A 21481-nucleotide genomic window follows, 5' to 3' on the forward strand; every position below is an offset into this window, starting at 1 on the left:
CCACCTACTTTAACTCTTCTAATCTTGTTAGTGTCTTATCTAATAGCTCCTTATAATTATCTAGCTTTTCTCTTTCTTTGTCAACAACATCCTTTGGTGCCTTGCTAACAAATTTTTCATTTGAAAGCTTCTTTTCAAGTCTTTCAACTTCAAAATCTAACTTTTCTTTTTCTTCCATAAGTCTTTGTTTTTCTTTTTCGAAATCTATTAACTCATTTAATGGGAAGAATAGTTCTGCATTTGTCATCATTATCGATGTGAAATCTTTATTGATGGCGTCTTTATTGTCAAGTATAGTGATTTTGTCTATATGCTCAAGGTCTTTGAAGTAGTTAGCGCTGTCAGTATATAGCTTTCCTGCTGCTTCATCGTTTGGATAAACTAGCATTGAGAAGTGCTTTGATGGCTCAATGTTCATGTCTGTCTTCATCTTTCTTATAGCCTTGATAGCACTCTTAATTAATTCTAAATCATTAAGCTCTTCTTCATAATACTTTATATCCTTTGGCCAATCGCTGATGATTAGTGGAGTCTTTCTATTTGGTAGGTAGCTCCAAATCTCTTCTGTGATAAATGGCATAAATGGGTGAAGTATCTTTAAAATATTTTCCAAGATATATAAAATAACGTTTTGCGCGTTAATATTCTCTCTATCGTATAATCTTGTCTTAACAAGTTCTATATACCAGTCACAAAAGTCTTCCCAAATGAAGTCTTGTACCTTAGCAGCTGCTATACCTATCTCGTATTTATCAAGGTTATTGTTGATTTCGTCTACAACAGTTTTTAGTCTTGAGATGATCCACTTGTCTTCTCTTTCTAATTTGTCGTAGTCGATACTATAATCATCTCTATCATCAAGGTTCATAAGAACAAATCTTGATGCGTTCCACAATTTATTGGCAAAATTCCTTTGTGGTTCAACTTTTTTAACGCTATACTTAATGTCATTACCAGGAGCGTTGTTAGTGATAAGTGAGTATCTTAGTGCATCGGCGCCATATTCACTAATAACTTGTAGTGGATCAATGCCGTTGCCAAGTGACTTACTCATCTTTCTGCCTTCTACGTCTCTGATAAGGCCTGTTAATAAAACGTCTTTGAATGGTACTTCGCCTGTTTGTTCAAGGGATGAGAATATCATTCTACTTACCCAGAAGAAAATTATGTCATAGCCTGTTACTAGTAAGTCTGTCGGGAAGAATCTCTTGTAATCATCTGAGTCTGTGTCTGGCCAGCCAAGTGTTGAGAACGGCCAAAGAGCTGATGAGAACCATGTATCAAGTGTGTCTTCATCTTGTCTTAGATGAGTAGATCCGCACTTATCGCACTTTTCTGGTTTTTCCTTGCTAACGATGTATTCACCGCAGTCTTCGCAGTAATAAACAGGAATTCTGTGTCCCCACCAAAGTTGACGTGATATACACCAGTCTCTGATGTTTTCAAGCCAATTTTCATATATCTTTCCAAATCTTTCTGGAATGATGTTTACTTTATTTTCTCTATATGCTTCAAGGGCTTTTTTAGCCATATCTTCCATCTTAACGAACCATTGAAGTGAAGCTAGTGGCTCGATGATAGTATTGCATCTTTCGCAGTGACCAACAGAGTTTTCGTGTTTCTCTACCTTTACTAATAGGCCTTGTTCATCAAGATCCTTTATGATTCTCTCTCTTGCTTCGTATCTGTCAAGTCCCTTGTAAGCGTAAGCATTTTCATTCATCTTAGCATCTTCGTCTATGACGATAAGTTGCCCAAGATCGTGTCTAGTACCTACTTCGAAGTCGTTAGGGTCGTGTGATGGCGTAATCTTAACGCAGCCAGTACCGAAGGATGAATCAACGTATTCATCGGCGATAACTGGTATTTGTCTATCTGTTAGAGGCAAGTCAAGTGTTTTGCCAACTAAGTCAGTATATCTTTCATCGTCTGGATTAACAGCTACTGCTAAGTCGCCTAAAAGTGTTTCAGGTCTAGTTGTTGCAATAGTTACAAAGCCAGTCTTGTCTGAGTATGGGTACTTTATGTACCACATCTTTCCCTCTTGTGGCTCGTGAATAACTTCTGTATCGGATATAGCTGTGTGACAGTGTGGGCACCAGTTAACTATCCTCATGCCTCTATAAATATTATCTTTCTTGTATAATCTTTCAAATACTTCGTAAACAGCCTTAGTTAAGTGCTCGTCAAGTGTAAAGCTATCACGTGACCAATCGCATGATGAACCAAGCTTCTTTAGCTGCTCTTTGATGTTGCCGCCGTACTTGTGAGTCCAGTCCCAAGCTTCTTCTAGGAACTCTTCCCTTGTTAAGTCGCTCTTCTTAACGCCTTCTTCTCTAAGCTTTTCAACAACTTTTGCTTCTGTTGAAATGGACGCGTGGTCAGTTCCAGGTAGCCAAAGTGCGTTGTAGCCTTGCATTCTCTTGTATCTGATAACAATATCTTGTATAGTATCATTAAGCGCGTGACCAAGGTGAAGCTTACCTGTTACATTTGGTGGCGGCATGATGATGGTAAAAGACTCTTTACTATCGTCAGTACTTGGCTTAAAATACTCATTGTCCATCCAAAATTTATAAATATTATCTTCAAATTCTGCTGGATTATATGATTTCTCTAAATTTTTCATAATTCCTCCTGAGTAAAGTTTATATTATACCTCCATGATTACTGGAAGTATCATAGGATTTCTTTTCATAGTTTGATATATATACTTCTTCAAACTGTCTCTGATAGCATTTTTAATGCTTGACCAGTCTTTAATGTTTCTTCTTTGGCAATCTTCTATGGCTAAAACAACTTTTTTCTTTGCTTCTTCCATAAGATCATCAGCTTCTCTAACATAGACAAAGCCTCTGGATATAATGTCTGGTCCAGCTATAGTTGAGCCGTCTTCTTTACTTAATGTCAATACGACTATGATCAAACCGTCTTCAGATAAGTGCTTTCTATCTCTTAAAACAATATTACCAACGTCGCCAACACCAAGTCCATCGACCAAGACATTGCCTGAAATTACTTCATCAACGATTTCAGCCTTTCTCTTATCAAGTTCAAGAACTTCACCGTTATTCATGATGAAGATATTCTTAGGGTTCATGCCCATGCTCTCAGCGAGTTGTGCATGTAACTTAAGATGTCTTTGTTCGCCATGAACTGGTATGAAATATCTTGGCTTAAGTAGTGAATGTATTAGCTTAAGCTCTTCTTGACAAGCGTGACCTGAAACGTGTATTTCACCAAGTGATTCGTATATAACTTTTGCATCAAGCTCTATAAGCTTGTTAATTACCTTTGATACAGCGTTTTCATTGCCCGGTATCGGATGAGCTGAAAGTATAATTAAGTCATTTGGTGTAAGCTGAATTTTTCTGTGCTCATTGTAGGCAATCCTTGTAAGTGCACTCATTGGCTCGCCTTGTGAACCAGTTGTTATGATACAAATCTCGCTGTCATCATACTTGCTCATCTTATTTATATCAATTATACTTGAGTCTTTAACTCTTAAGTAGCCTAAATCCTTAGCGACTTTAACGTTATTTATCATGGACCTGCCTGATAAAACTATTTTTCTGCCGTGTTTTTCAGCCGCTTCTATAATTTGCTGAATTCTTTGCATATTTGATGCAAATGTCGCAACTATGATTCTATTCTCAGTATATTCGTGGAAAATAGTTCTAAATGTCTCTCCGACTACTCTTTCACTTAGAGTGTAGCCTTTTCTTTCAACGTTTGTACTCTCTGCCAATAGACAAAGCACGCCTTTATCGCCTAGCTCAGCGAACCTGTTTAAATCGTTCACCCCACCCATAATTGGCGTAAAGTCAATTTTAAAGTCACCTGTGTGAACTATAACGCCTGCAGGTGTGTGAAATGCTAGTGCTGCTGAATCAGGAATACTATGGCATTGTCTAATGAATTCGACAACAATTTTCCCTAATCTAACCTTATCGTTAAAGTTTACCACATGCATTTTAGGCTTTAAGTTGTGTTCCTTTAACTTATTTTCTAAGAGTCCTAAAGTTAGTCTAGTACCGTAAATAGGTACATTTATCTTCTTTAAGACGTATGGTATAGCTCCTATGTGGTCCTCGTGACCATGCGTTAGGACTATACCTTTAATTCTCTCCTTATTTTTTTCTAAATATGTGATATCTGGAATTACGATATCCACGCCCAGCATCTCGTCCTCTGGAAATGTCATACCGCAATCGCATATAACTATATCTTCATCACATTCAATAAGAGTAATATTCTTTCCGATCTCATTCAGACCACCCAGCGGGATGATCCTTAGTTTGTTACTCTTTAACATCGTCTCCTCCTTTTATTTATTTGTTTTATCTAATTCTTCATAGGCTTCTTGAGCTTCTCTTAGCTCCTCATCGTCTAAGCCTGTGAATACTAAATTCCCTTCATTATCTTCACTATACTTCATTATATAGTAATCTTCGTCTTCTTCGCTTTCATACATTACTACATACTTGTCAGTATCAATCTCAAATGTAGCTTCGACGATAAGTTCTATCTCATTACCATCATCGTCATGAAGCAGTATTTTATTCTCCATTTTTTCCCCTTTGCATATCTAAATATGTTCTTAAAATATAGTTTGCCGCGATTGAGTCAACATACTTTTTTCTGTTTTCTCTACGCACATTCGTATCAATTAAAACTCTTGTCGCACTTACTGTTGTCAGTCTCTCATCAACATAGACTACTTCTATGTCATCAAGATTTTTCTTCATAAAATCCATGTACTTCTTTGCTTTTTTTGCTTGTGGTCCAAGGCTTCCATCCATGTTCTTAGGTAGACCAACGACCAAAGTCTTTACGCCGTACTGATCAATAATTTCTTTTAACTTGTCTCTATCTTCTAATTTTGAAGTTCTAAATATAGTGTTTAGCGTTGTGACTATAATTTGCAATTCGTCTGAAATTGCAAGCCCTACCGTTTTATCGCCAACATCTAAAGCTAAAATTCTTTCCATAATTTCACCTAAAAATAATAGGGGTTATAAGCCCCTATTAATCATTTCAAATAATCAACGAGTATTGCCTCCAAAAGCTCATCTCTTTCCATTTGTATTATCATCGATCTCGCATCATTGTAGCTTGTTATATATGTTGGATCTCCTGATAAAATGTAGCCTATGATTTGGTTGATGGGGTTGTATCCCTTAGCTTCTAGAGCTTCACAAACCTTATTTAATATTTCTTTTGGTGATTGAACTGTTTCCTTTTGAATATTAAATTTCATTGTCTCATCAAATTTCTTATCCATGCTATCACCTCTAAATATAGTATATCATAAAAAACTTATGTCTTCAATAATAATTTATTTCTTATTATAGTTAGCCTAAAATCTCTTTAAGTTTTTCTTCTGCTTTTATTTCAAAATCTTTAAGCTTATCTGAGTTGCCGCCGCCTGCTTGAGCCATGTCATCTCTTCCACCGCCCTTAGCATCTAGTAGCGGAGCAATGTTTTTCATCAAGATATTTGCTGTAACTACCTTGCTTACAACATCTTTTGTAAGTGTTATGATGAATGAAGTCTTTCCACCTATGTCCGCAGCTACCATAACTATACCAGACTTAACTTTGTCTTTTAGCTTATCTCCTGCTTGTCTTAACTCATTCATATTATCAGCTTCAATCACGCTGATTATATAGTTAACGCCGTTAATATTTTTAACTTCGCTGTCAAGATTTTTAAGCTCAGCATTTTGTATTTTGTTCTTTAAGTCTTTTATTTCTTTTTCTCTATCTTTTAAGTCGCTAATTGTTTGTTCAGCCTTATTGATAAGGTCTTCTTTGTTAGTTTTGAATGTTTCACTAAGCTTATCTAGTTCGGCTTCATTATCATTTAGATATTTATAAGTATTTCTGCCTGTTAGAGCTTCGATTCTTCTAACGCCTGCAGCTATACCAGTTTCTTGAACTATCTTGAATAGTCCTACTTCTGAAGTGTTCTTAACGTGAGTACCACCGCATAGCTCCATTGAGAAGTCGCCAACTTTAACTACTCTTACTAAGTCTCCGTATTTATCTTCAAATAGACCTGTTGCACCCATCTTTTTAGATTCTTCTAAGCTAACTACAGATGTATTTACGTCTATAGCATCGAAAATGCTTTCATTAACAATGTTTTCAACTTGTTTAATTTCATCAGCTGTCATTGCTTGGAAGTGAGTAAAGTCAAATCTAAGTCTAGTTGGACTAACTAAGGAACCTGCTTGATTAACGTGAGTGCCTAGAACCATCTTTAGTGCCTTGTGAAGTAAGTGAGTTGCTGTGTGGTTCTTGCGCGTATCTTGTCTAAGCTTGTAGTCAATCTCAGCATCTAGCTTGTCGCCAGTTTTTAATTCGCCTGATTCTACTTCAACTTCATGAAGCACAAGACCTGTCTTAGTCTTCTTTGTGTCAATTGCCCTTAGAGTTGCGCTGTCATTTTTAAGTGTGCCGACGTCACCAACTTGTCCACCTGATTGACCATAGAATGGTGTTTTATCAAGTATAACTATGGCTTTGTCGCCTTCCTTGATTGAATCGACTAAGTTTTTATCTACAACTATGGCATTTACCTTGGCATCTTCATTCACATTGTGTTCGTAGCCAATAAATTCATTCTTATAATTTTCGTAGATATCTAGGTTTAAGTCGCTGTTCCAGCCAGAGTCTTCAACGTGAGCATTTTCCTTTGCTCTAAGCTTTTGTTCTTGCATGTTCTTGTTAAACTCGTCCTCATCAACACTAATATTGTTTTCTTCAAGTATTTCCTTAGTTATATCAAATGGGAAACCATAAGTATCATATAGAATGAAGGCTTTTTCACCTGAAAGACTCTTCTTGCCTTCTTTTTTAAGCTCGTCAATATATGAGTTTAAGATGTTCATACCTTGATTGATAGTTTCTTCAAACTTAGCTTCTTCAGCACTTATAATCTTGATTATAGTTTCTCTATTTTGAGCTAGTTCTGTATAGTGATATGACCAGCCATCTATAACTTTTTCAACTAAGTCAGCTAAGAATGGTCTGTCTATGCCAAGAAGCTTACCGTGTCTAATCGCACGTCTGATAATTTTTCTAAGTACATAACCCCTTGACTCGTTTGATGGTATTATGCCATCTGAAACCATAAATGTCATGCTTCTTACATGGTCAGCGATTATTCTTATAGATATATCATCTTTTTCATTTTCTTTATATTTTTTATTTGAAAGTTTTTCAATCTCTTCAATTATGCTTCTGATTTCTTTTATGTCAAAGATTGAGTGAACGCCTTGCATAACGCACGCCATTCTTTCAAGACCCATACCTGTATCGATGTTTGGATGGCTTAGTGGCTCGTACTCATCCTTTGACTTTCTGTCAAATTGAGTGAATACAAGGTTCCAAACTTCGATTAGTCTTTCATTTTCTACGCCGTCATTAAAGTCCTTTAAAGTACCGTAGCCTTCTCCTCTATCGTAGAAAATCTCAGTACATGGACCCGATGGACCAGTTTCAAGCTCCCAGAAGTTATCTTCTTTACCAAGTCTTACTAATCTCTTAGGATCTTGACCTTCCTTAACCCATAGATCAAAGGCTTCATCGTCATCCTTAAATACTGTGATCCATAACTTTTCAGGCTCTATTTCAAACTTTTCAGTAAGTAAAGTCCACGCCCAATGAATTGCCTCTTTCTTAAAGTAATCTCCAAAAGAAAAGTTTCCTAGCATTTCAAAAAAAGTTCCGTGTCTATCAGTTTTACCAACGTTGTCAATATCGCCTGTTCTGATACACTTTTGACAAGTAGTCATTCTCTTAGATGGAGCACTTAACTCGCCTGTAAAGAACTTCTTAAGTGGTGCCATACCAGCACCTATTAATAATAATGATTTATCATCCTTAGGTATTAGCGAAAAACTTTTTTCAGCTAAATGACCTTGATTTTTAAAAAAATTTAAATATTCATCTCTTATTTCATTCATTGATAAATGTTTCATTTATACACCTCTAATAATTTTTATTTACAACATATTCATTATACACCGTTTTGATAACAAGTGCAATAGGTACCGCAAGTATCATACCTAAAAATCCAAATAGCGCCGCTCCTAGTATAAGTAGGAACAAAACTACTATTGGATGGAAGCCCGTTTCTTTTGATAATATCTTCGGACCCACGATATTGTTTTCAACCCATTGAATTAATATATATAGAATGAAGATCCAAAGCGCTTTGATTGGGCTGTCTATAAAAGCAAAGACAAAGGCTGGTATTAGTCCCATAAGCGGTCCTACATATGGCACTATATCCGCAACGCATGTAATTATACCTATAACAAAGGAGAATTCTACTCCCAAGGCTAGAAGCATAATAAATGTTGCAAAACCTACGAATACCGCCATCTTAATCTTGCCTATGATGTACTTAGTCATATCATTATGAATATTTGAGAATAGCCTTATTAACCTTTCTTTTCTCGCTTCTGGTATCATGGCTTTTAACTTTTCCTTAATTTTGTCCTTATCTTTCAAAAAGTAAAAAGCAAATATTGGTGTCAAGACAAGTGAAAATACAAAGCTCATTACATTCTTTGCAGAATTAACAAGTAAATTTCCCGCATTAGCTGTCTGTTTTTTGTATATTTTCGAGATATTATCAATTATAAGTTCGTTATCAAGATTTATTCCTTTGAAAAGTTCATATTGATTAAAGAAATCATTGATAGATTCAAGTGTTTGCTTGTAATACTCAGGAAATTTAATTATAAGATTTTTAATATCAGAAATAGTCTTAGGAAAGACAGTAAAGCCTAAGATTAAAAATATAAGAATAACTATTAAAAAAACAGTCAAAATCGCAAGAGTATCCGATATCTTAAGTCTCTTACGCACACTTTTAACCATAGGGTTTAAAAAGTACGCAAGCATAGCAGCAATAAGTATAGATAAGGTTAAAGTCCTTACCATAAGAAAACTTTTGTATATGTATATGAAAAATAATACAGCCAAAACAGTAAGTATAAATTTAATTATAACTATTTTTGAAAATATTAATTTTTCCGAATCTTGTAGATGTTTATTACCAATATTTACAAGGTAATATATACCTAGTGCAAGTATAATTATTTTTAAACCAAGGAGGATGCCATTTAGAGCTCCTCCTTGTAAAAATAAATTAACAATATTTCTATCGATGATATCTGTTAATAATATATTCATTTTTAGTCTAGTTCCATGTGTTCATGATCATGTAGATCATCTTTTGGTGGTTCGTAATTTTCAAGACCTTTTACCTTATGGCCAGACTTTTGTTGATAGTCATAAAGAGCTGCCTTGATAGCTTCTTCAGCAAGTACTGAGCAGTGCATCTTGATTGGTGGTAGTCCGTCTAAGTTTTCAGCTACTTCCTTATTTGATAAATTTATAGCGTCGTTTATGGACTTACCTTTGATAAGTTCTGTAGCCATAGATGATGACGCAATAGCAGTACCACAGCCGTAAGTCTTAAACTTAACGTCTGTAATTATATCGTTTTCATCTATCTTTAGGTACATCCTCATGATGTCGCCGCATTTTGCGTTACCAACTTCGCCAACACCGCTTGGATTTTCCATCTCTCCTACATTTCTTGGATGCATAAAGTGATCCATAACTTTTTCAGAATATAACATTATATTTCTCCTTTCGCAATTGCCTCATCATATAGAGGTGACATTTGTCTTAATCTTTCAATAATCTTTACTAGGCTATCTACAACGTAGTCTACATCTTCATCTGTAATCTCTTCTGAGAATGTTAGTCTTAAAGATCCATGAGCAATTTCGTGTGGTAAGCCTATTGCAAGTAATACATGTGATGGATCAAGTGAGCCAGATGCACATGCAGAACCAGTTGATCCAGCTATTCCCATAGCGTCAAGCATTAGTAGAAGCGCTTCGCCTTCAACGTACTTGAAGCAGAATGAAGCATTTCCTGGTAGTCTTCTTTCTGGATCTTTACTACCGTTATATAGTGTATATGGAATTTTTTCCATAATTTCTTTAACTAGTCTATCTCTTTTATCTCTTAAATGAGAGTTATGCTTATCAAAATTGTCATATAATAATTCTATAGCTTTAGCAAGACCGATAATTTCAGCAGTATTTTCAGTTCCTGCTCTTCTCTTTCTTTCTTGTCCACCGCCATGAATTAAGTTGTCAATATTCACGCCTTTTCTAATGTATAAAGCGCCTATACCCTTTGGTCCGTATAGCTTATGGCCCGATAAACTCATCATGTCTATGCCAAAATCTTCTACGTCTATCCTAACGTTACCAACTGCTTGAACAGCGTCTGTATGGAATAGTGCGTTGTGTTTGTGAGCTATAGCAGCTGCTTCTTTAATCGGCTGTATAGTTCCTATCTCATTATTAGCAAACATTATACTAACTAAGATAGTATCGTCTCTCATGGCATTTTCAAGTTCATTAAGGTCAATAAAACCATCTTCATCAACGCTTAAATATGTTACCTCAAAACCTTCCTTTTCAAGGAACTTGCATGTATTAAGTATAGCCGGATGCTCAATCGCAGTCGTAATTATGTGTTTACCCTTGTCCTCGTACTTAAATGCACATCCCTTTAAAGCCCAGTTGTCTGATTCTGAGCCACAGCTTGTAAAATATATCTCATCTGCCTTGCAGTTAAAGTATGATGCTATCTTCTCCCTTGCTTCTACCACATCTTTTTTCACTTCAGTTGCTAGCGAATAAAGACTTGATGCATTGTAATACTTTTCATCAAAGTATGGTAGCATCGCATCTATAACTTCTTTTCTAACCTTTGTTGTTGCAGCGTTATCCAAATAAATAAAGCCCATCATAATCCCCCTTTATATATAATCATAAAAAGATAAAATATCCCTATTTTATCTAATATGTAATATGTATGTGATAATAAAATTATCTATGTAATATGATTGGCTTCTAATATGTATATGTTTGTATTCAATTGTATTTATATTATAATATATCTACTAGCTTTTGTCAAGTCCATGCAAATGATTTTCTCTAGTATTAATATTTATTATACTTAAATCACATATAATAATATATTTATATCTAGCATCTTGCTATATTCGTTCTAAGCCAAGTACGATGAGCGTGTTTCATTCATCATATATATACATTATACCCAAACTACTCCATTTGCAAAACAAAAAGCAGAATGATTTCTCACTCTGCTTCGTATAATAATATTGATTAAACTATTTTAATTTTTCTCTAAGCTTTTCAAGCATGTCTTTACTCATTGCATCAAGATCGTATTTAGGCTTCCAGCCCCACTCTTCTCTTGCGCAGCTATCGTCTAATGAGTTTGGCCATGAATCTGCAATTGCTTGTCTAACTGGGTCAACATTGTATGTCATAGTAAAGTCTGGCATAAATTTTTGAATTGACTTCTTAATTTCTTCTGGTTCAAAGCTCATTGCAGCGATGTTGAATGCATTTCTGTGTATTAGTTTTGATCCGTCTGCTTCGATAAGTTCAAGAACTGCATCAAGTGCATCTGGCATATACATCATGTCCATGTATGTACCTTCTTTGATGAAGCATTCGTATGAGCCTTTCTTAATTGCGTCATAGTAGATATGAACTGCGTAGTCTGTTGTTCCTCCACCTGGAAGTGTATCATATGAGATGATACCAGGGAATCTAACTCCTCTTGTATCAACGCCAAATCTTAAGTGATAGTAGTCGCAAAGGTTTTCTCCAGCTACTTTAGTTACACCGTACATAGATGTTGGTCTTTGTAATGTTGTTTGAGGTGTTTTATCCTTTGGTGTTTCTGGTCCAAAACAAGCGATTGAGCTTGGCGTAAATACTTGGCATTCATTTTCTCTAGCAACTTCCAATACATTGTATAAGCCGCCCATGTTGATTTGCCAGCACTTTTGTGGTACCTTTTCACCAACTGCTGATAGAAGTGCTGCTAAGTGAACTATAGTGTTTACTTGATATTTATCTGCAACTTCTTTAATTCTCTTTCCATCTGTAACGTCAATTAATTCGAATGGACCTGCGTCAATGATGTCTTTTCTTTCAGGTAATTCTCTAACGTCTGATACAACAACATTGTCGTCGCCGTATTCTTTTCTAAATCTCTTTACAAGTTCAGAACCAATTTGTCCTAAAGCTCCAGTAACTAATACTTTTCTCATTTCTTCCTCCTATTTGTATGCAATTGCTTCTATTTCAATAAGCCCATTCTTTGGTAGAGTTGATACCTCTACGCAAGATCTTGCAGGTTTATGACTTGAGAAGTATTTTTCGTAAACGCCATTAACTTTTGAAAAATCTTTCATATCTTTTACAAAGATAGTTGTCTTAACTACGTCTTCTAATGTGAAGCCAGCTTCATTTAGAATTGCCTCTACATTTTTAATTGATTGTTCAGTAGCCTTTTCAATATCATCAGAAATTAACTCTCCTGTTTCAGGATTGATAGGTAGTTGACCTGATGTGAAACAAAATCTTTCAAAAGCTATTGCTTGTGAATATGGTCCTACAGCACCTGGTGCTTTTTTAGTGTCTACAGTTTTTAGACTCATTCTTATTCCTCACTTTCTATTTCTAAGTTTTTCCATAATCTTTCAAGATTATAGTATTCTCTATCGTCGCTTAAGAATATGTGAACGATTACGTCTTCATAATCCATGATTATCCAATTGCTTGTTGCTTTGCCTTCAACACGTCTTGGCAATACGCCTTGTACGGCAAGTTTTTCATCAACCTCATCCATGATTGACTCAGCTTGTGATTTATTATTGGCTGAACAGATTACAAAATAATCAGCAATAGAGCTTCTATCTCCTATAAATAAACTATTTATGTCAAAGCCCTTCTTCGCTTCAATTGCATTTTGAATTATTTCTAACTTTTCTTTAATTTCCAAAAATTATTCTCCTTTCAACTCCAATAATAATGAATTTCTTGTTTTTAATGACTGTGGGTGAACGTATAAGCCTTCTTCAAGTAAATAGCACAGGTTGTAATTCACTGCTTCATACGCTGCCTTTGTAAGGCCTTCGTACTTAAACTCTCTAAGCTTTTCAGCCATGGAATATGTTCTTAAAGGCTCTGCAAAATCTGCATAAAACACAATCTTCTCTAAATCACTCATATTTTCTCTACCAAGTGCGTGATTTTTTATAGCTAAAAGCACTTCTTCATCCTCTATGCCATACTCATCTCTTGCTATATAGTAGCCGAGTAAAGCATGAAGCACTTTTATAGTGTGATTTAAGTCACCATCAATTATTATATCAAATTCTTTTGCCTTTTGCAATATCTTATCTGTATCTTTATATTTTGCACAGTCGTGTAAAAGTCCTGCAACCCTTGCTTTTTCTTCATCTACGCCGTAATATTTTGCAAGCTCTACTGAAAAATTCATAACTGATAAAGAGTGCTCATACCTTGACGCCTTTACTCCGCTTTTTAGTTTTTCTTTAAACTTTTCAATATCATACATATAGCTTCTCATCCCTTATAAATTTTTCTACATCATCCCTGACAAGGTACTTGATCGACTTGCCGCTCTTTATCATCTCTCGTATCATGCTTGATGATATCTCAATTCTTTTATTATCTAAAACTTTTATATCGGCGCCGTACTTTTCTTTGTACTCAGCTATCTTTATGGCGATGGCCTCGTCTTCTTCATCTCTTTTAAGTACAAGAACTTTATATTTTTTAAGTATCTCGTCTATCTTGTACCACCAATCAAGATTCATAAGGCTATCTGAGCCTATAAGTATGGTGATATAGTCTTCACTAAGCTTTGAAATCTTTTCAAGTATCAAGTAAAGCCTTCCTTCCAAATTATATCTCTTTTCTATGCTTGAGTAGGCAAATTTATCATTGTCCTTTATCGCCATCTTTAGCATTTTAAGTCTTGTATCAAAATCAAGTGTATCCTTATAATATGGATTCATAGTCGGAATAAAGACTACCTTATCAAAGCCCTCTTCATTGATGCAGTGCTCAGCCAATATCAAGTGCCCATTGTGAATGGGATTAAATGTTCCGCCAAAAATAAGTATCTTATTTTTCATCTTGCAAAAGTCTCGGTCTCTTCAATGACTCTCTATAAATTACAAATATCGAGCCAATTTGTTGAACGAACTCACAGTTAAGCTCTTCCATAAGAAAGGCTTGCGCTTCTTTTACATCTTCTGACGAATTATTTAAAACTCTAATCTTAACAATTTCATTCTTTTCTAAATAATCATCAATTTGATTAATAAATTCAGCCGAGATGCCTTCCTTGCCTATTTGAAATGTAGCTTTTAAATTTTGTGCGATTGATTTTAACTTTGCTCTTTCTTTTCCTGTCATAATATCACCTATCTATAATAATCAAACTCGAAGCCGCATACATCGACTGTATCTGAGTCTTCTAGTCCAAGCTCTCTAAGCTCGTCCATGATGCCTTCATTTTCAAGGAATCTTTGGAAATATCTTAGTGAGTCTATATTGTCAGCATAAACGCCTGCTAAAACGTTCTCAACCTTAGTTCCTTCTACGAAATAAATGCCATTTGATTTATATACATGAACAGGAATGTCTGTATCCTCTTTGATGTATACTTCGTCATCGAATGTTTCGTTAACATTTCTTGGCATATCCTCGATGATGTCATATAGCTTATACTTAAGCATCTCAACGCCTTCAAGCGTTGCACTACTTGTAATAACGCTATCGTAGCCCATCTCTTTAAAATCGTTTTGAAGCTTTTCTAGCTCTTCTTTTTCATAAACTAAATCTGCCTTATTTAATACGACTAATTGCTTTTTATCTTTTAACTTTTCATTATAAGAAAATAATTCTTCGTTTATCTTTTTAAAATCTTCAATCGGGTTTTCTCTCTCTGATCTTGATGCATCAACAACGTGAGCAAGTACATTGGTCCTTTCTATATGCTTTAAGAAGCTATGACCAAGTCCAAGACCTTCGTGTGCCCCTTCTATAAGCCCTGGTATATCAGCCGCAACAAAGCTGTTATTGTCCTTAGTTGTAACTACGCCAAGGTTTGGCTCAAGTGTTGTGAAGTGATAGTTAGCAATTTTTGGTTTTGCTCTTGATATCACCGATAAAAGCGATGATTTACCTACGTTTGGGTAGCCTATGAAGCCAACGTCTGCTATAAGCTTTAACTCAAGTATTACTTTTATCTCTTCACCTTTTTTACCAGGCTCTGCAAATGTTGGTGCCTGTCTTACAGAGTTTTTGAACTTTGCATTGCCTCTTCCACCACGGCCGCCTTTGGCTATGATGACTTCGTCGCCATCATTTTTTAAGTCCATAATAAGTCCCTTTGAATTATACTCCTTAACAAGTGTTCCAACTGGAACTTTAAGGACTAAGTCCTCACCATCTTTACCATATTGCAATTTATTTTTGCCGTTTTCACCATTATCAGCTTTAAATATTCTCTTATGTTTAAAATCTATTAGCGTTCTCATATTTGAGTCAGCTCTTAAAATGATGGATGCACCCTTACCTCCATCGCCGCCATAAGGTCCTCCAGCAGGTTCAAACTTTTCTCTTCTCCAGCCAACCATGCCGTCTCCGCCCTTACCAGCTTTTAATTCTAATACTACCATGTCTAACACATTATCACCACCTTAATAAAAAAGGAACCGTGTACCGGTTCCTTAAAACTATGCTAAAACTTCTTTTGGATATACACTTACTTGTTTTCTTTTCTTGTCTTTTCTTTCGAATTTAACAACGCCATCAATCATAGCAAAAAGTGTATCGTCTTTTCCTCTACCGACATTATTACCGGGATGAATCTTTGTTCCTCTTTGTCTTACAAGAATGTTACCTGATAGAACGAATTGTCCGTCTCCACGCTTTGTTCCAAGCATTTTTGGCTTACTGTCTCTACCGTTTTTTGAAGAACCAAGTCCCTTTTTAGAGGAGAATAATTGTAAATTAATTTTTAACATTTCTTTACCTCCTTCACATATAAAGCCACTTTATCGGAGTGTTCCTTATATATATTTTTAACGCTTAGTAATAAAGACTTTAATAGTATCTGACTTATGTAGTCCTTTTCAGAATCATCTGTCCTATACTTAAAACTTAATTTAACCTCGTCTTTATCATCATCTTCATAAATTTCTACGAAGTACTCTTCGTTTTCATTTAATCCTGCTATTTCTTCTAAAGAATTGACTGTTGATATAGAAAGAGCTGAGAGACTTGCGCAAACTATGCCATCTTCATGAGCGTAATTTGCATGCCCATCAAATTCAAATCCTAGTATCTTGTCATCCTTTTTGAAAAAACTTACTGTAGTCATAACTAAGCTTCGATCTTAGTTACTTCTAATCTTGTAAATGGTTGTCTATGACCTTTTTTCTTTCTTTCGTTCTTTTTAGGTTTGTATTTGAATACAACAATCTTTTTAGATTTACCTTGTTTCAAAACTTTGCAAGTAACCTTAGCACCATCTACATAAGGTTTACCTACTTTATTATCCCCATCATTAGAGACGAAAAGTACAGTGTCTAAGCTAATTTCGTCGCCTTCGTTAGCTTCTAACTTTTCTACGTGGATTACATCGTTTTCTTTAACCATGTATTGCTTTCCACCTGTTTCTACAATTGCGTACAAGTCTAATACCTCCTCTAACTTAGTCTCGCCATCATTGGTGATCAACTTAAAACCAATTCTGAGCGGTTTACCTAACTATTATATCAGAAATGATGAAAATGTCAAGCTTTTTTTAAATAATATTTGATATTTTAGCTTTTTTTCTTATCAATCACTTCTTCGAAGCCACAATTTGGACAAGTAATGATATTTTCTTTGCTCTTTCTCTTGATTGTTCTGTACTTGCCACACTTAGGACATGGCTTTGAATAAACCTCATCAAAGGTAGCGAAGTCACAGTTTGGATAGTTAGAGCAGCCGTAAAAAATTCTGCCTATCTTTGACTTCTTCTTAATTATATCGTGACCGCACTTAGGGCACATAGCTCCTGTCTTTTCAACGATTGGCTCAGTATACTTACACTCAGGGAAGCCCGAGCAGCCAAGGAACTTGCCATATCTTGATCTCTTAACAAGCATAGGCTTTCCGCATAGCTTGCATTTAACGTCACTTACTTCATCTTTAAGCTCATAATCTTTTGCTTCTTTCTCGGCTCTTTCTACGTCCTTAATAAAGTCTTCGTAAAAGTCCGCTATTACATCCTTCCACTCGACTTTGCCGACAGCGATATCATCAAGTTTGCTCTCTAGATAAGCCGTGAACTTCGCATCGACTATGGAGTTAAAGTTCTCTTCCATAAGCTTAGTAACTGATATACCAAGCTCTGTCGGTATAAACATCTTCTTTTCTATCTCTATATAATTACGATTGATCAGTGTCGATATAGTTGGCGAGTAAGTACTTGGCCTGCCTATGCCAAGCTCTTCAAGTGCCTTAATCAAAGTCGCTTCTGTATAGTAGCTCTTAGGCTGAGTGAATTTCTTTTCGCCTTCTATCTTTTCTAAATCAACTTTATCTTTTGCCTTAAGCTTGACATCTTTCTTCTCATCAAACTTTTCATAAGAAGATACTTTTAAGAAACCATCAAACTTTAAGCTCTTGTAGTTTGATCTAAATATATATTTACCAGACGCAAAATCTATTGTCAATGTATCAAACTTAGCGCTCGCCATTTGTGTCATTAAAAATCTTTGCCAAATTAATCTATAAAGCTTAAGCTCGTCTTGCGACAAGTACTTTGATATTTGACTTGGATTTATGTTTATATTAACTGGTCTAATCGCTTCGTGCGCGTCTTGAGCGTTCTTTGACTTCTTTTGCGCGTAATTATTCTTCTTGTGATATTCCTTGCCATATTGACTAAGAATATAGCTTTGAGCAGCGCTACAAGCTTCATCAGAAAGCCTTGTTGAGTCGGTTCTCATGTAGGTGATGAGACCCGTTTGAGAGCCCCTGCCAATGTTAATACCTTCGTATAAGCTTTGAGCCACTTTCATAGTCTTTGATGAGGAGAAATTTAATATCCTTGATGCATCTTGTTGAAGGGTACTTGTTGTATATGGCGGACTTGGCATTCTTGATGAAACAGATTTTTTAACGCTTTCGCAAATGTGCTCAGCTGCCTTTATCTCTTTTACTATGGCATTCTTCTCTTTTACGTTATGAACATCAAGTTTATTCACTTTGCCCTTGCCATCGCTTGTTCCGACGAACTTTGCTTCGTACTCTTCACTTCCATGCTTATATAAAGCCTTTAAGTTCCAGTACTCTTCAGGAACAAAGGCATCTATCTCTCTTTTTCTGTCAACAATAAGTTTAAGCGCACTTGATTGTACCCTACCTGCTGATAGACCAGATCTGATCTTCTTCCATAGTATTGGGCTTATCTTGTAACCAACTATCCTATCAAGCACTCTTCTTGCTTGCTGAGCGTCAACTAAGTCCATATCAATGCCGCGCGGCTCACCTATAGCCTTAGTTACAGCATTTTTAGTTATTTCATGAAACTCAATTCTGTCAAGCTCCTTTGGATCTATATCTAAAATATAAGCTAGGTGAAAGCTAATTGCCTCACCCTCTCTATCGGGGTCGGTTGCGAGATAAACTCTATCAGCTTTTTTAGCTAAATCCTTAAGCTCATTGATAATAGGTCCTTTTCCTCTTATATTAATATATTCTGGTTCAAAATTATTTTCTACATCAATCGCAAACCTACTCTTTGGCAGGTCTCTTAAATGTCCCTTCGAAGCGACTATCTTATAAGTCTTTGGCAAAAACTTCGATATGGTCTTAGCCTTCGTTGGGGACTCAACTATAATTAAATCCATCTTTCATCACCTTCTGTTCGCATAGTATGTTCTTTGTCCTTGACTCGTTATTACTCCTTTTAGCTCAAGTATTGTTAATAGAGCCGATAAGGAGGCGCTGTCAAGGCCCGCTTTTGCGAGTATTATCTCATAATTTACATCGCCATTTTTTATTATATCATAAACTTTTCTTTCGTCATCACTTAAATCTAAATTTTCTTCTGCCATAGCTATGGAATTGTCCACCAGACTACTAGTTTCGATCAGGTCATCGATATTTGTGTATATGCCTGCTCCATCCCTAATGAGCGTGTTGCAGCCCTCGCTATTGGCCGAGAAGATGTTGCCTGGAACGGCGTAGACGTCTCTTCCTTGCTCAAGCGCAAGTCTTGCTGTAATTAGTGAGCCGCTCCTCTTTTGCGCCTCAACAACTATAACTAATTTTGATAAGGCACTTATTATTCTATTTCTCACAGGAAAATTATATCTTAGCGGCTGCTCCCCAAGAGGAAACTCTGATATAACTGCTCCGTGATCCGCTATCTCTGCGTAAAGTCTTTCGTTGCGCCTTGGGTATATCTGATCAATACCATTACCAATAACGGCTATGGTTCTATTATCATTTTCAAGAGCTGTTTGATGCGCGATTGAGTCAATGCCAAGCGCAAGACCTGATATAATGCAGATCTTCTTCATAGATAAATCTCGAGCAATCTCCTTGCACGCGAGCTGGCCATAGCTTGTGGACTTTCTCGCACCAACTATGGCAACAGAGTTTTCATCATCATCAATAATCTTTCCCTTGTAGAACAATAAATATGGTGGATCATCTATAAAAAACAATCTGCTTGGAAAATCTTCATCAAGAAAAGTCATGAAATCTGCGTCTATATTGTCAAGCTTTTCCTTAATTTTATATACGATTGCCTCTTTATCATCATTTACAATCTTATTTATAATTGCATCAGGAAATAGATTTAGCTTTTTTAATGAAGCTCTATCCATATTCATGATATCATTTAGCTCGATATTTAAATCAAATAAGCTAAATACAGCAGCTCTTTCAGCGAAGATGCTGTTTAAATACAAAAGTATATCTCTAGTATCCATCTTATCTCCAGTATTTCTTATCTAGTGTTCTGTATTGAATTGCTTCAAGTACGTGCTTTTCTAAAACTAAGTCACTGTCAGCTAAATCGGCGATAGTTCTCGCAAGTTTAAGTATCTTGTTATAGCTTCTTGCACTAAAATTAAATTTTTTGAAAGCAAATTCCATAATCTCTTGAGCCTTGTCATCAAGTTTGACATATTTCTTAATCATTTTGTTTGTAAGCTCTGAGTTTGAGATGATTCCTTCTTTTTTATATCTTTCAAGCTGTCTCTTTCTTGCCCTATTGACCCTTTCACGAATAGTTTCAGACGATTCGCACTCAGTCTTTGAGCTTAATTCATCGTACTTAACCGGCTTTACCTCGATATGTATGTCGATTCTATCTAATAATGGGCTTGAGATTTTACCTAAGTACCTGTCGATTTGACTTTGAGTGCAAGTGCATTGGTGAGTCTCGTCGCCAAAGTAGCCACATGGACATGGATTCATAGACGCTACAAACATAAACTTGGATGGATACTTTAAAGTTGCGTTAACACGTGAAACTGTTACTTCGCCATCTTCAATTGGCTGTCTTAATACTTCCAAAACTTTTCTAGGAAATTCTGGCAACTCGTCCAAGAACAAGACTCCGTGATGCGCAAGTGACACTTCGCCTGGCTTTGGTATTCTTCCTCCACCTATCAAGGCGACATCTGATGATGTATGATGAGGCGATCTGAATGGTCTTCTCTTTACTAGGCCTTCGTCCTTTAATAAGCCTGAAATACTATATATCTTTGTAATCTCTATCGCTTCTTCAAAAGTAAGATCAGGTAGTATTGTAGCAAGCCTTCTTGCGGCCATGGTCTTGCCTGAGCCTGGTGGGCCTATGATGAGCATGTTATGTCCACCAGCGGCAGCTATCTCCATAGCTCTCTTAAGGCCTTCTTGACCCTTCATATCAGAGAAGTCCACGCTGTCATCAACTGTGTTTATAATCTCTTCTTCCTCATTTTTATATGGCTCTATCGCAATTTGTCCATTAAGATAATCAACTACTTCCCTTAAGTTTTTTACAGGAATTATCTCTATATCTTCAACTATAGCACACTCTTTTTTGTTCGCATCAGGAACTATGCATTTCTTTACATTAAGGTCGCGCATCGATATAAGCATAGGTAGTGCGCCTTGAACAGAGTTAACTGTACCATCAAGAGCGAGTTCACCTATGATTACCATATCACCAGTATCTTGATTGTCAATATCACCATTGGCAAGCAAAATGCCCACGGCGATGGCAAGGTCCATCTGAGAGCCTTCCTTCTTTTCATTGGCTGGCGCTAAATTGATGGTTATCCTCTTGATTGGAAACTCTATATCCGAGTTCTTTACAGCTGTTCTAACTCTTTCCTTAGACTCTTTTATCGCAGTATCAGCAAGTCCAACGATATTAAATTGTGGTAAGCCACTTGATAAGTCGCTCTCAACGTTAATTATCCTTGCGTTCAAACCTTGTAAAACACAAGTATTTACTTTAGAATACATCT

The 21481-nt window shown here is 36.0% G+C and carries 22 protein-coding genes and 1 other annotated feature; all 22 genes read right to left on the reverse strand.

All coding sequences use genetic code 11. The features are described from left to right. Positions 1-4: 4 nt before the first annotated feature. The 22 genes from BN3004_RS07185 to BN3004_RS07290 all read right to left on the reverse strand — a co-directional run bounded on the left by BN3004_RS07185 (position 5) and on the right by BN3004_RS07290 (position 21479). A complete protein-coding gene (locus tag BN3004_RS07185; RefSeq protein WP_058260510.1) occupies positions 5-2629 on the reverse strand; it encodes a valine--tRNA ligase in 2625 nt (874 codons plus the stop codon). 24 nt (positions 2630-2653) lie between these two features. Further along, complete coding sequence (locus BN3004_RS07190; protein ID WP_058260511.1) at positions 2654-4315, reverse strand: ribonuclease J; 1662 nt, start codon at positions 4313-4315, stop codon at positions 2654-2656. Between the two features lie 12 nt (positions 4316-4327). Beyond that, positions 4328-4570, reverse strand: a complete 243-nt coding sequence (locus BN3004_RS07195) for a DUF1292 domain-containing protein (RefSeq protein ID WP_058260512.1) — start codon at positions 4568-4570, stop codon at positions 4328-4330. Beyond that, positions 4560-4991 carry a Holliday junction resolvase RuvX gene (gene ruvX / locus BN3004_RS07200; protein WP_058260513.1) on the reverse strand — a complete coding sequence of 144 codons (432 nt, stop codon included), beginning with the start codon at positions 4989-4991 and terminating at the stop codon, positions 4560-4562. The genes BN3004_RS07195 and ruvX overlap by 11 nt, the downstream gene beginning before the upstream one ends. A gap of 41 nt (positions 4992-5032) precedes the next feature. Next, the gene (locus tag BN3004_RS07205) at positions 5033-5284 is read right to left on the reverse strand and encodes an IreB family regulatory phosphoprotein (protein ID WP_019214720.1); all 252 of its coding nucleotides are present in this window, start codon (positions 5282-5284) and stop codon (positions 5033-5035) included. Between the two features lie 70 nt (positions 5285-5354). Then, positions 5355-7988, reverse strand: coding sequence for an alanine--tRNA ligase (gene alaS, locus BN3004_RS07210; protein ID WP_058260514.1), 2634 nt, complete (start codon positions 7986-7988; stop codon positions 5355-5357). 10 nt (positions 7989-7998) lie between these two features. After that, complete coding sequence (locus BN3004_RS07215; RefSeq protein ID WP_058260515.1) at positions 7999-9210, reverse strand: AI-2E family transporter; 1212 nt, start codon at positions 9208-9210, stop codon at positions 7999-8001. 2 nt (positions 9211-9212) lie between these two features. Continuing rightward, on the reverse strand, positions 9213-9662 hold the full coding sequence (gene nifU, locus BN3004_RS07220) for a Fe-S cluster assembly scaffold protein NifU (protein WP_058260516.1): 450 nt from the start codon (positions 9660-9662) through the stop codon (positions 9213-9215). Beyond that, positions 9662-10849: a cysteine desulfurase NifS gene (nifS, locus tag BN3004_RS07225; protein WP_058260517.1), complete on the reverse strand. Its 1188-nt coding sequence runs from the start codon at positions 10847-10849 to the stop codon at positions 9662-9664. The genes nifU and nifS overlap by 1 nt, the downstream gene beginning before the upstream one ends. Before the next feature lie 387 nt (positions 10850-11236). Then, a complete protein-coding gene (locus BN3004_RS07230; RefSeq protein ID WP_058260518.1) occupies positions 11237-12190 on the reverse strand; it encodes an L-threonine 3-dehydrogenase in 954 nt (317 codons plus the stop codon). A gap of 9 nt (positions 12191-12199) precedes the next feature. Further along, the gene (locus BN3004_RS07235) at positions 12200-12580 is read right to left on the reverse strand and encodes a RidA family protein (protein ID WP_019214714.1); all 381 of its coding nucleotides are present in this window, start codon (positions 12578-12580) and stop codon (positions 12200-12202) included. A 2-nt stretch (positions 12581-12582) separates the two neighbouring features. Beyond that, on the reverse strand, positions 12583-12924 hold the full coding sequence (rsfS, locus tag BN3004_RS07240) for a ribosome silencing factor (RefSeq protein WP_058260519.1): 342 nt from the start codon (positions 12922-12924) through the stop codon (positions 12583-12585). Between the two features lie 3 nt (positions 12925-12927). Further along, positions 12928-13503: a bis(5'-nucleosyl)-tetraphosphatase (symmetrical) YqeK gene (gene yqeK / locus BN3004_RS07245; RefSeq protein ID WP_058260520.1), complete on the reverse strand. Its 576-nt coding sequence runs from the start codon at positions 13501-13503 to the stop codon at positions 12928-12930. After that, on the reverse strand, positions 13496-14086 hold the full coding sequence (gene nadD / locus BN3004_RS07250) for a nicotinate (nicotinamide) nucleotide adenylyltransferase (RefSeq protein ID WP_058260521.1): 591 nt from the start codon (positions 14084-14086) through the stop codon (positions 13496-13498). Before nadD ends, yqeK begins: the two co-directional genes overlap by 8 nt. Next, positions 14076-14369, reverse strand: coding sequence for a YhbY family RNA-binding protein (locus BN3004_RS07255; RefSeq protein WP_082244132.1), 294 nt, complete (start codon positions 14367-14369; stop codon positions 14076-14078). The genes nadD and BN3004_RS07255 overlap by 11 nt, the downstream gene beginning before the upstream one ends. A gap of 8 nt (positions 14370-14377) precedes the next feature. Then, positions 14378-15637 carry a GTPase ObgE gene (gene obgE, locus BN3004_RS07260; RefSeq protein WP_058260702.1) on the reverse strand — a complete coding sequence of 420 codons (1260 nt, stop codon included), beginning with the start codon at positions 15635-15637 and terminating at the stop codon, positions 14378-14380. A gap of 57 nt (positions 15638-15694) precedes the next feature. Then, positions 15695-15985: a 50S ribosomal protein L27 gene (gene rpmA, locus BN3004_RS07265; protein ID WP_019214708.1), complete on the reverse strand. Its 291-nt coding sequence runs from the start codon at positions 15983-15985 to the stop codon at positions 15695-15697. Next, entirely contained in the window at positions 15979-16341 is a 363-nt protein-coding gene (locus BN3004_RS07270) for a ribosomal-processing cysteine protease Prp (protein ID WP_058260523.1), read from the reverse strand. The genes rpmA and BN3004_RS07270 overlap by 7 nt, the downstream gene beginning before the upstream one ends. A gap of 2 nt (positions 16342-16343) precedes the next feature. After that, entirely contained in the window at positions 16344-16655 is a 312-nt protein-coding gene (rplU, locus tag BN3004_RS07275) for a 50S ribosomal protein L21 (RefSeq protein WP_058260524.1), read from the reverse strand. An 11-nt stretch (positions 16656-16666) separates the two neighbouring features. Continuing rightward, positions 16667-16732 (reverse strand) — a sequence feature (ribosomal protein L21 leader region). 54 nt (positions 16733-16786) lie between these two features. Further along, positions 16787-18862 carry a type I DNA topoisomerase gene (gene topA, locus BN3004_RS07280; protein WP_058260525.1) on the reverse strand — a complete coding sequence of 692 codons (2076 nt, stop codon included), beginning with the start codon at positions 18860-18862 and terminating at the stop codon, positions 16787-16789. A gap of 6 nt (positions 18863-18868) precedes the next feature. Beyond that, on the reverse strand, positions 18869-19951 hold the full coding sequence (gene dprA, locus BN3004_RS07285) for a DNA-processing protein DprA (protein WP_058260526.1): 1083 nt from the start codon (positions 19949-19951) through the stop codon (positions 18869-18871). A 1-nt stretch (position 19952) separates the two neighbouring features. Then, positions 19953-21479, reverse strand: coding sequence for a YifB family Mg chelatase-like AAA ATPase (locus BN3004_RS07290; protein WP_058260527.1), 1527 nt, complete (start codon positions 21477-21479; stop codon positions 19953-19955). Between the last annotated feature and the right edge of the window lie 2 nt (positions 21480-21481).

It is taken from the genome of Fenollaria timonensis (genome assembly GCF_001457835.1).
In the GTDB taxonomy this organism is placed as follows: Bacteria; Bacillota; Clostridia; order Tissierellales; family Peptoniphilaceae; genus Fenollaria; species Fenollaria timonensis.